The organism is Paraburkholderia sp. Ac-20342 (genome assembly GCF_017104985.1).
Classification (GTDB): Bacteria; Pseudomonadota; Gammaproteobacteria; order Burkholderiales; family Burkholderiaceae; genus Paraburkholderia.
On sequence record NZ_JAAGPQ010000034.1, the window covers coordinates 72,862 to 82,871 of the forward strand.

The 10,010-nt window shown below is 63.3% G+C and carries 13 protein-coding genes and 2 tRNA genes; 6 read left to right on the forward strand and 9 right to left on the reverse strand.

The annotated features are described in order from the left end of the window. Positions 1 to 43 precede the first annotated feature (43 nt). The gene (locus tag G3N58_RS16225) at positions 44 to 421 is read left to right on the forward strand and encodes a hypothetical protein (RefSeq protein WP_205999643.1); all 378 of its coding nucleotides are present in this window, start codon (positions 44 to 46) and stop codon (positions 419 to 421) included. Here G3N58_RS16225 and G3N58_RS16230 read toward each other — a convergent pair. After that, a tRNA-Pro gene (locus G3N58_RS16230) sits at positions 384 to 460 on the reverse strand. The genes G3N58_RS16225 and G3N58_RS16230 overlap by 38 nt on opposite strands. Before the next feature lie 269 nt (positions 461 to 729). Further along, the gene (locus tag G3N58_RS16235; RefSeq protein ID WP_167043106.1) at positions 730 to 906 is read right to left on the reverse strand and encodes a hypothetical protein; all 177 of its coding nucleotides are present in this window, start codon (positions 904 to 906) and stop codon (positions 730 to 732) included. Between the two features lie 177 nt (positions 907 to 1,083). Between G3N58_RS16235 and G3N58_RS16240 the strand changes: the two genes are divergently transcribed. Further along, on the forward strand, positions 1,084 to 1,251 hold the full coding sequence (locus G3N58_RS16240) for a hypothetical protein (protein ID WP_167043108.1): 168 nt from the start codon (positions 1,084 to 1,086) through the stop codon (positions 1,249 to 1,251). A gap of 485 nt (positions 1,252 to 1,736) precedes the next feature. Here G3N58_RS16240 and G3N58_RS16245 read toward each other — a convergent pair whose 3' ends face one another. The 5 genes from G3N58_RS16245 to G3N58_RS16270 all read right to left on the reverse strand — a co-directional run bounded on the left by G3N58_RS16245 (position 1,737) and on the right by G3N58_RS16270 (position 6,716). Next, entirely contained in the window at positions 1,737 to 3,092 is a 1,356-nt protein-coding gene (locus G3N58_RS16245) for an MATE family efflux transporter (RefSeq protein ID WP_205999644.1), read from the reverse strand. Continuing rightward, the gene (locus tag G3N58_RS16250; RefSeq protein ID WP_167043112.1) at positions 3,089 to 3,397 is read right to left on the reverse strand and encodes a DUF2288 domain-containing protein; all 309 of its coding nucleotides are present in this window, start codon (positions 3,395 to 3,397) and stop codon (positions 3,089 to 3,091) included. The genes G3N58_RS16245 and G3N58_RS16250 overlap by 4 nt, the downstream gene beginning before the upstream one ends. Positions 3,398 to 4,431: 1,034 nt before the next feature. Continuing rightward, on the reverse strand, positions 4,432 to 4,758 hold the full coding sequence (locus G3N58_RS16260) for a hypothetical protein (protein ID WP_167043114.1): 327 nt from the start codon (positions 4,756 to 4,758) through the stop codon (positions 4,432 to 4,434). Between the two features lie 158 nt (positions 4,759 to 4,916). After that, the gene (locus tag G3N58_RS16265) at positions 4,917 to 5,630 is read right to left on the reverse strand and encodes a peptidoglycan DD-metalloendopeptidase family protein (RefSeq protein WP_205999645.1); all 714 of its coding nucleotides are present in this window, start codon (positions 5,628 to 5,630) and stop codon (positions 4,917 to 4,919) included. Positions 5,631 to 5,807: 177 nt separating this feature from the next. Further along, positions 5,808 to 6,716, reverse strand: a complete 909-nt coding sequence (locus G3N58_RS16270) for an aldose epimerase (RefSeq protein WP_167043118.1) — start codon at positions 6,714 to 6,716, stop codon at positions 5,808 to 5,810. A 118-nt stretch (positions 6,717 to 6,834) separates the two neighbouring features. Between G3N58_RS16270 and G3N58_RS16275 the strand changes: the two genes are divergently transcribed. The 3 genes from G3N58_RS16275 to G3N58_RS16285 all read left to right on the forward strand — a co-directional run bounded on the left by G3N58_RS16275 (position 6,835) and on the right by G3N58_RS16285 (position 8,480). After that, positions 6,835 to 6,987: a hypothetical protein gene (locus G3N58_RS16275; RefSeq protein ID WP_167283532.1), complete on the forward strand. Its 153-nt coding sequence runs from the start codon at positions 6,835 to 6,837 to the stop codon at positions 6,985 to 6,987. A gap of 387 nt (positions 6,988 to 7,374) precedes the next feature. Further along, positions 7,375 to 8,205, forward strand: coding sequence for an undecaprenyl-diphosphate phosphatase (locus G3N58_RS16280; RefSeq protein ID WP_205999646.1), 831 nt, complete (start codon positions 7,375 to 7,377; stop codon positions 8,203 to 8,205). Between the two features lie 198 nt (positions 8,206 to 8,403). Next, positions 8,404 to 8,480, forward strand: a tRNA-Arg gene (locus G3N58_RS16285). An 84-nt stretch (positions 8,481 to 8,564) separates the two neighbouring features. On the opposite strand, the gene G3N58_RS16290 is transcribed toward G3N58_RS16285, so the two are convergent. Both G3N58_RS16290 and G3N58_RS16295 read right to left on the reverse strand, forming a co-directional pair. Next, positions 8,565 to 9,152 (reverse strand): hypothetical protein, encoded by a 588-nt coding sequence (locus tag G3N58_RS16290; RefSeq protein WP_167043121.1) that lies wholly within the window; start codon positions 9,150 to 9,152, stop codon positions 8,565 to 8,567. A 241-nt stretch (positions 9,153 to 9,393) separates the two neighbouring features. Beyond that, positions 9,394 to 9,576 (reverse strand): hypothetical protein, encoded by a 183-nt coding sequence (locus G3N58_RS16295; protein WP_167043123.1) that lies wholly within the window; start codon positions 9,574 to 9,576, stop codon positions 9,394 to 9,396. Between the two features lie 146 nt (positions 9,577 to 9,722). Here G3N58_RS16295 and G3N58_RS16300 point away from each other — a divergent pair, with 146 nt between their 5' ends. Further along, positions 9,723 to 9,884, forward strand: a complete 162-nt coding sequence (locus G3N58_RS16300; RefSeq protein ID WP_167043125.1) for a hypothetical protein — start codon at positions 9,723 to 9,725, stop codon at positions 9,882 to 9,884. The last annotated feature ends 126 nt before the right edge of the window (positions 9,885 to 10,010 follow it).

Consider the following 10,010-nt stretch of genomic DNA (forward strand, 5'->3'; position numbering starts at 1 on the left):
ATATACAGTTTGGGCCGGGTGAAGCTGACGGGGAGGGCCCGCGATGAGAGTCGCAGACGTATTGCGCGAGCTCGGCCGCCCGATCGCCTATTACCCCTTTCTCGCCCGATACCTCGGCGGCGTCAACGCCGCGGTGCTGTTCTGTCAGATCTTCTACTGGCAGGACAAGGCGACGAACGAGCTCGGCGTCCATAAGACCTCCGCTGAGCTGGAAGGGGAGACAGGCCTGTCGTACGAAGAGCAGAGGTCGGCGCGCGCCGCGACCCCGAGGCAAGGCGTAAGACATGCATCGGCGGCGCAGCAACGTGGTTACATGCCGGTTACATGGCGGCCGAGAAATAAAAAGGGGTTACAGGCAAAAGCTTGTAACCCCTTGATTTCATTGGTCGGAGCGAAAGGATTCGAACCTTCGACCCTCTGATCCCAAATCAGATGCGCTACCAGGCTGCGCTACGCTCCGACAAGCCAAAGATTATAGGCGGAGCCAGCCGATCGCGTCAATCGTTTGGTCTGTTTTGGTCTATATGTACCCCTCGGCGCAAGGCAAAGAACCCGGGCCACGAGCCTGAAACATGCAATACCCCGCGCGCACCGCCCCCCGCCACTCGGCGCGCAAACTCATCGCGACGCCGAGTGCGGCTTCATCCATCGGGAGCGCAATCCGGGCATCCAACGCAGCGGTTCGAGCGCCGCCAGATCATCGTCGCCGGGTGCCTGCGAATGCGGCGCTCAATGTCGCGGCCACTTCCAATGCGGCATATGCAGATGCTGATGCGTCCAGTGATGCAGCATGCCTTCGCCGTCGTGTTCGCGCCGGTAGGTTTTCGATTCGAAAACCGACAGCGCCACCAGCACGAGCAGACCTACTGCGAGTCCGATCAGACCTGCGATCGATTCAGCGTCCATGGCAGTCTCCTGAAACGTTCGGCCATGAGCCTATAGTAGATCAGGGCACGCGAAATCTCACGAAATGGCCGCTCGGGCCTGCGCGCGACGGCGTCATGCCGCGCGCTTTGCGGGTAGACTCTCGGCGCGCCGGCGGACGGTTTGTCCGCCTACCTTTTGCTCCGGAGACGACTGCCGATGATCCGCGTTCTAACCCTTGCCTTGCTGCTGTGCGCCGGCGTTGCCGGCTGCGCGGACAATCCGTCCGGCCACCACGGCGGCCCGCCGCACGATCCCGCCGATTACCACGGCGTGCCGACCGACGATCGGCCGCCCTCGATGGTGCCCGCGCCGCCGGCGGAGTGAGCACGCTGCGCATGCCACGCGGGTCGGCGCCGGCTGGCTACGCGTGAAGCGGCGGGGCGCGCGTTAAAAATGCCCATCAGGTGTGCCCATAAGAAGCTCAGGCGGAAGCGCAGCCAGCAAGCGTAGCGAGAAGCCGCACGGAAAGACCGCTGACAAACTGACCAAGAAAGCGTGACAAAGAAAGCGCGCGAAGCGCGTCAGCGAGCGAGTCTGCGAAATGAAAACGGCGAGGGGAGGGAGGCGAAGTGCCGGCGCGGGCACGCCGGCACCTCTGACCCGCGCTGACTGTTCGCGCGGAGAGCACGGGCTGAAATCATTCTAGGGTGCGTGCGTTATGTGATATGTATGCGCTTGTTTCAATCCGTAACCGGCTGTCGTCCCGCGAAAAACCGGCGCAGCGCAGCGTTCCCGATTTCGCGCGCTCGCGGCGCGGCCGGGTTGCGGCGCAATAAAGAGATATTCGACACAAAGAGATACGCGACGCGCTATGCCGCCGCAATCCCGAGCGAAACGCGCGGCAAATAACGCACGAGCGTCACCCCGCGCGCGGCCATGAAGATCAGCAGCGCAAGCCACAGCCCGTGATTGCCGTACCACGCGAGCAATGCCGACGATGCCGCGACGAATACCGCGAGCGATACCGACATCGACAACATCAACTCGCGCGTACGCGTCGCGCCGATGAACACGCCGTCGAGCAGGAAGCCCCACACCGAGATCACCGGCGAGAGCGCCGCCCACGGCAGATAGGTGTCGGCGGCCGCGCGCACCGCCGCCTGATCGGTCAGCCGCCCGATGATCCACGCGCCCGCGCCCCAGTAGACGAGCGCGAATCCCACCGCCCCGATGGCCGACCATAGCGCGGTGATCCTGACCGCCTGCGTGAACGCGCGGCGGTCGCGCGCGCCGATTGCCGCGCCGACGAGCGCCTCGGCCGCGTGCGCGAAGCCATCGAGTCCGTATCCCATGAAGGTCTGGAAGTTGAGCAACAGAGCGTTGGCCGCGAGCGTCGCATCGCCCTGACGCGCGCCGAGATGCGCGAACCAGCCGAACGACGACAGCAGGCACAGCGTGCGCACGAAGATGTCGCGATTGAGCACGACGAGCCGCCTGAGCGCCGCGCCATCGAATACGGCGGCGCGGCTCAGCTTCGGCAGGCCGCGCGGTCTGCCGTGCCACAGCAGGGCGAGGCCGAGCACGAAGCCGAGCGCGTCGGCGGTTGCGGTGGCCGCGCCGATGCCGGCCACGCCCCAATCGAATGCATAGACGTAGAGCAGCACGGCGACGATATTCACGCCGTTGATGAACGCCTGCGACAGCAGCGCGAGCCGCACCCGCTGCGTGCCGAGCAGCCAGCCGAGCACGACGTAGTTGCCGAGCGCGAGCGGTGCGGCCCAGATGCGCGCATGGCAATAGATCTGCGCGTGCCGTTGCACGGCATCGCTGCCGCCGATCAGGCGCAGCGCGCAGCCGATCAGCGGTGCCTGCAATAGCAGCACCGCCGCGCCGATCGCGGCCGCCATCAGCAGCGCGCGCACGACGGTGTTGCGCAGCTCGTCATGGTTGTCCGCGCCGTGCGCCTGCGCGACGAGGCCCGTCGTGCCCATGCGCAGGAAGCCGAAGCCCCAGAACACGAAGTTGAAGAAGAGCCCGCCGAGCGCGACGCCGCCGAGATACGAAGCATCGTCCAGATGGCCGGCGACGGCGGTGTCGACCGCGCCGAGAATCGGCTGCGTCAGGTTGGCGAGGACGATCGGAAACGCCAGCGCGAGCACGCGCCGGTGCCAGCGCACCGGCAGCGCGGGCGCGAGGGGGCCGGCGTTTTCTACTGTGTCGCTCAAGCGCGTTCCTGCACGCAAACCCACGGGGACACGACCACGGCCCAGAGGTCGGGGTCGCGCGCCGCGAAGTCGGCGGCGGTTTCGGACTGCACGCGCTCGACGAGGCCGGCGGAGAGCCATTGCGTGACCTGCGCGGTGTCGTCGCTGGCGATCGCTTCGGCGACACTCACGAGATCGAGGTCGCGCGCGACGCGCAGCAGCATGCCGCGCGCAAAGAAGCGTTCGAGTTCGCTCCAGCCGATCTTGGCGGTTTCGCCGAGCAGCTTGGCGTACAGGGGGCTGTGGGGGGCGTCGTTGGAAGTCATCGTAAGCGGGGTCGAACGGGGTCGTTACTATAAACCATCGGCGCGGGCTCGCCGGACGGGCCGCAGGTCCGGCTCGTGCGGGTTGGCGGAGCGATGGCTGCGATGTTTATCGAAGCCTTCGATTCCTCCGTCGATTTCTGATGCCCGGATTTTGAACCTTCAGGTTATTGGATTCAACGGCGCGATCGGGCGATGCGCGCAACCGTTGCATACGCTTCGCCTGTGATGCAATTGTCAGATTGTGGTCCGATTGAGTGAACGGGAAACACGGCTGAATGTGGATTAATCATTTGTCGGTAGATATGCCGATATTAATATTTCGCTATTCGCGAATTTCGCAATGAAAAAGGTAAAATGACTTATTTATAATAGACGAATAAGAAATCGGCCTGTTGCGTGCGTTGGCGCACCAAGTTTATTCGGTATCGAGAAAGTCGGTTTCGGGCTGGGCCTATTAGTTAAAATCGGCCAATGATCTTTTGTCAGTTGTTTTGTGGCCGATTTCCGCAGACGTGGTCAGCCCTTTGGCAGACGGCGCACGCCGGAAATTTCATTTATGTGATTTGTCCCGCTTTAGATCAAACAGCCGGCGCATTTAGCCAGGCTCATTGCGACATTTCCGGTTCGCGATTTGCGGAATCCGTACGGCCTGTCACATTGACCGCAAAAATAATGGATTGCGCTTGTAAATGCAGGTTGTTAGATTTCGTTCTGGCGCATGGTGAACCGGTCCTTTGCCGATATGCGCCGAACCCCCGTTAGCCCGGCTCCGTGCCGGGCTTTTTTTCGCCGGATGCGTGGGGATTTTGCCGGGCGGATTTCGCTTCCTTCATTGCGAATTCACATGCGTCACCGATCATGGCCGATTATCTTTTATCGTACGGGTCATGACCTGGCTGATCATTTTTCTCGGCGTATGGCCCATTGCGCTGGGGCTGTTATTGCGCTTTGCCGTGCGCATCGATCCGCGTTCCGGACGCTGGCGCCGCCGCTAACCGGTGAATAGGCGATTGCGCTCGCCGGCACAGCCTGCGTTACTGTTTGCAGCGCACCACCATCGAACGGTTTTTCACATTCGCGCCGAAAATCCCGCCGATCGAGCCGCCCGACGTCGCGCCGTTGTCGACGTCTTTCGACACCACGTCGTAGCCGTAATTGCCGCAGACTTCGCCCGCGCGCTTGTAGCACTCGGCCCAGCTCACGCTCGCGTCGCTGCCGCTGCAGTTGATCGCGAAGCCGGTGTCGCCGCTCGGCAGGTAGGTCATCGTGGTCGTGCTCGAGCAGCCGCCGAGGCCGCCGAGCGTCAGCAGGCCAAGACCGACCGCCGCGGCCGTCGCGACGCGCGCCAATGCGCTCTTCATGTCAGATTCCTTGCAAATAACGAAAGGGGCGGCTGCCGCAGCGAGGCCGCCTCGAATTGAGCGTTTATAGCACGCGGGGTTCCCGCGCCCGGTTTGCCGCGTGCGCGCGATACGGCACGCGCCGCGCATGATGCCGACGCGCCGCGTGCCGCCTGGTCCTAGCGCGGCGGCAATTCTTTCGACGGATCGATCGAGCGGCCCTGATAGCGTAGTTCGAAGTGCAGCATCACGCGATCGGTGTCGGTGTCGCCCATTTCGGCGATTTTCTGGCCGCGCTTGACCGATTCGCCTTCCTTCACGAGCAGCACGCGGTTGTGCGCGTAGGCGGTCAGGTAGTCGGCGTTGTGCTTGAGGATCAGCAGATTGCCGTAGCCGCGCAGACCGTTGCCGGCGTACACCACGGTGCCCGACGCCGCGGCTACGACCGGCGTGCCGGCGGCCGCGCTGATGTCGATGCCCTTCGAGTTGGCGCCGTCGAAGCGGCGGATCACGGTGCCGTCGGCGGGCCAGACGAGCGAGATGGACGCGGGCGCGGTGGCCGGAGCATTGTCGGCGGTGGCCGGACGCGGCGCGGCCGATGCGCTCGCGCTGCCATTGCCGCCGCCGCTACGCACCGCGCCGCTCGTCGACGCCGCGCCACCGGGCGGCGCGACGCGCAGCACCTGGCCGACCTCGATGCTGTCGGGATTGGTCAGGTTGTTCCAGCGGGCGATGCTCTGCACCGACTGCCGGTTGCTGCGCGCGATTTTCGACAGCGTATCGCCCCGTTCGACCCGGTAGTAGCCCGGCCCGACCGGCGCGGACCCGCACGCGGCGAGCAGCGCCAGCAACGACGCACAGGCGAGTCGTTTGATTCTTGTTGTTTCCAGCATTGGACCTCGCAAAGCGCTGCCGCGCGCCGATCCCGATCACGCGGCAGAGGAGACAAAGCGTCTGATTCTAACGGTTTTGCGTCGCAGCACGCCAAATGGCAGTGTGGGTACCACCGCCGCGTAACGTTGCGGGCGGTGCTGCATCGTTACCTCGACGGGTCGTGAAACGCCACATTCTCAGCGCGTTTTCTCGACGTGAATACGCAGCGCCGCCGTTTCGGTTTGACCCGCTTCGAGCCAGCGCAGGCCCATGCCGTTATGGATCGCGTCGGGCAACCCGAGCCACGGCTCGACGCAGTAGAAATCCGACTGCGGCGTCTCGGTCCACGTCGTCACACAGTACCAGGGCACCGAGCCCGGCCGCCGCAGATCGATCGTGATGACGCGCGCGAGGCCCGGCGCGACGAGCCGCACCGGCTGGTCGGGCGTGCCGCTCAGACAGTGGAAGCGGTCGTGGATGCGTGCTTCGTCGAGCGTGTAGCGCGGCTCGCCCGGTTCGGCGGCGCTGATCGAGCCGTCCTCGAGCTGGCGATGCCGCACGGTGGGCGGCAGCTCGATCGTGGTCGCGCCGCGCTGCGTGTGCGGCAGCGTGAAGTAGAAATGATGGCCGGCGTAGTAGGGCAGGCGCGTCTTGCCGGTATTGGTGGTGGTGAGCGTCACGTCGAGCGTGCGCGCGTCGGCGAGACTGTAGGCCGCTTCGAAACGGAAGCCGAACGGGTAGAAGCCGCGGGTCGCCTCGCTGTCCTCGAGGACCATGCGCAGGCCCGCGCCATGCACGTCGGCGTGCGCCTCGAACGGCAGGTCGCGCGCGAAGCCGTGCATCGGCAGCTCGCGCACCGTGCCTTGCGCATCGCGCCAGTAGCCGATCTTGCCGTCGACGCGATGCCGGCCGAGGAACGGAAAGAGCAGCGGATTGCCGCCGCGAATCCGCGCGGGCACGCTCCAGTCGGCGTGCTCGGGCCAGTGGATCACCTCTTCGCCGTCGATCGTCCACGACAGCAGACGGCCGCCGGCTTGCGGCGAAAAACGGAGCACCGAGGTGTCCTGGGCGATCTCGAGAATGTCCTGTTCCGGGGAGAGAGGCATGGTCAATGAGTGGCTCGATAAGGTTGAAAGTCGCACGGGCGAGACAGCGATTTTGCGCTGCTTTGCGCTACGGGGAAACCCTTCCCGGGAAATTGCGGGTGTCGGAAAAGCGTAAACCTTGCCGATAATCGTCAAATCGCCCTGTAGATTCGACTTCCGGGGCGCGATCGGCTCAGGAGGCTTTATGGATCTCGCGATGGCAATGGGCGTGGCCTTGTTCGGCATGTTCACGGCAAGCACCTACTACTTCTTCCACTCGCTCGGCCGCTGATTCGGCGCGCCCGTTCGGTTCCGATCGACGCCCGCGGCGGATCGGCTGCCCGGAAGAGTTGCGGCTCGAAGCCGCCCGCTCGCGCGCGGTTTGCGCAAGTTCGATCGAAACGCGTCCTCGCTGACCGAACGCTGTCATCCGCAACGCGTAGCATCACCCACGCAGTATCGCGCCCGCATCGACGTGTCCCGGTACATAGCCCGTGACCTTGCCGCGGCGTAACAACGGTTTCGAGTTGTGACGCAGCGCGCCAATATTTCCTCGAATGTGGCCTGAACGCTTGGCGCTGACCTGGCAGCCAGGCATAATCGGTGCGCTTTTGATGCGCCGGTGTTATTTTTTGTGCGGCGCGCCGTTCCCCGACATTTTCCTTACAAGGACCGCCGCGTGAACCTGTCGTTTCTGATCTTTCTGAGCGTGCTGCAAGGCGTCACCGAACTGTTTCCGGTGAGCAGCCTCGGCCACACGCTGCTCGTGCCCGCGCTGTTCGGCATGCATATCGACAAGCATGCACCGCAATTGTTGCCGTTCCTCGTGGCGCTCCATCTCGGCACGGCCTTTGCGCTGCTGTGGTATTTCCGCAAGCGCTGGTGCTCGCTCGTGCGCGGCTTCTTCGCCTCGCTCGGCGGCCGCAGCAACGACGACGGCCACATGATGTGGGCGCTCATCATCGGCACGATTCCGGCGGGTCTCGTCGGACTGCTGCTCGAAAAACGGCTCGAGCGGATTTTTCATGATTTGCGGATCGTCGCGATCGCGCTGATCGTCAATGGCGTGCTGCTGTGGTTCGGCGATCGTCTGCAGCGCGCGCGCGCGCATCAGGCACCGGAGAAGCTGACGTTCCGCCAGGCGTTCTTCGTCGGTCTGGCGCAGATCGGCGCGCTGATTCCGGGCTTCTCGCGCAGCGGTCTCACGATGATCGCCGGCAACGCGGCCGGCCTCACTGCCGAAAAGGCCGCCGAGTTCTCGTTCCTGCTCGGCACGCCGATCATTTTCGCGGCCGGCGTGCTCGAATTGCCGAAGCTGTTCCATGCGCCGAGCCAACTCGCGGACGCGCTGCTCGGCGGCGTGCTGACCGCGATCGCCGCGTATCTGAGCGTGCGTTTCCTGATGAGCTACTTCGAGGGCCGCGGGCGTCTTGCGTCGTTCGGCGCGTACTGCGCGATCGCAGGGGTTCTGTTCCTCGGCTGGTTCATGCTGCATCCGCAGCCGGTGTAATGGCGGCGCGGGGCGATCGGTTATAATCCGGGCCCTGCGCGGGCGGCGGGCAGTGCTTCGTTCAATGTCGACGGCGCGGAATCGCGTGGCGCAGGCGGAGCGGAATTCGCGGTCTTTTGCCCGCTCGGTTAGAATTTCGCTTGATAGGGAACCGGCGGCACCCATGCGGGCGCGGGTTTCACGCAGAGATCAATCACTACGGCAGTAGCTCAGCTGGATAGAGCATCGGCCTTCTAAGCCGAGGGTCGGGGGTTCGAGCCCCTCCTGCCGTACCAGTAAAATCAAGCATTTAGCCCGGTTTCGATAGCCGGGCTTTTTGCTTTCTGGATTTTGTGTCGGCGTCATGTAGGCATTGCCGGTCAATGCGCCGCTTTGGCTTCGCTCGCTTGCGGCTCGACTACGGCAATGTTGCTCGTCGATACGAAGTCGCCGCGATAGTCGAGCTCGGTCGTTAGCCAAACCTTGGTTCCGATAGGGAGTACGACGGCCGTTGCATCCTCGAAATCTGCTCCCGGGTCAAAATCATAGCCGTCCTTTGGCAACAAATTGACCGTCATCGAAAAGCCCTTCGGATCGACGTTGTCGTTGGGATCGATAATGCTGCCTTTGTCCGCACCCTTAGGCAGTTCCTTGATCATTAGCTTGAACGCATCATTTGGCGGATTGAGGGATACCTTGCTATTACGAGGATTTCTTGAGCGGACATGGACGACCAGCAACGCTAAGTTGTCGTGGTACGGAATCACCTCGGTCGAGATATTGAGGTTGATGGTCCAATCCGACGCGCCTGATACGGCGAACAGATAGTAGGCCCACAGCCCGCCGATCAGCAGCATGATAGTTGGGCCCCACTTTGAAACGGGGTCGCCCATTCGCCCTAGCCAAGAGAAAAACATCTTTGCCCGCTCGGTACCGGATGTCGCGAAGCGTTTGATTTTTGACTCCATTGTTCACTCCGTCCCAAGGGGAACGCCGGAGATTGTGGCACTGCACTGAGCGACAGTCGATACCGGGATATTTACGCTGCACCCTGTTCAACGCGGGGGGCGGTTCGCTTTCCGGCGCGGCGACGTGATACAGCTATGGGAAGTGAACCCGCATCGTCACTCGGAAACCGTAAGCCTGTTCAGGCGATGGGCGGCAAAGCATAGCGGCAAGCGGGAAGACAACGATCCGCCGCCTGACTGATCAGGCATCGACGCCCGCGTTATCGTCTTCGCCGGGTTCGCGAAGTTCGATGATGCCGGGCGTCGACGCTTCAAGTTCACGTTCTTCGCCCGGTTCAAGTCGCGAATCGTTGATGGTGTCGCCGTCGACGATGAGGTGGATCGGCGCGCGGCCATCGTTGTACACGTTGGTTTGCCTTTGCATGTTCTCCATCAGGGGTTAGCCCTCGGCGGGCGAAGATTCGGAGTTGTCTGATTGCGGCGCGCGCGGCGCACGCGCACATTGACCCTTCACCAATACATAGGGTTCATGTCACGGGATCGAAAAAGGAACGGCGGCACGCGCGACGTATGGTGAAGAAGGCCCGCCGCCTGTGCGCTTCAATCGAGGTCATCGCTAACGCGGTCGTGAGTTCGACGGCCAGCGAGAAGACGAAAAGCATCGCCGCGTCGGTCGCTTACGTCGCTGCCATCGCGCGCGACGACCTGGCGGCATTGCGGAACGCGCTCTAAGAACCCTTAACAAAATGAACAAAGGGGCTGGTAAGAAGCGCTCATGATGAAGCAGCCGGCTGAGGGTGGTAGCCGAGGTCGGCAAGCCGCTTGAGCAGGCGTTGGATGGTTTTTCCGGTGTCGAGC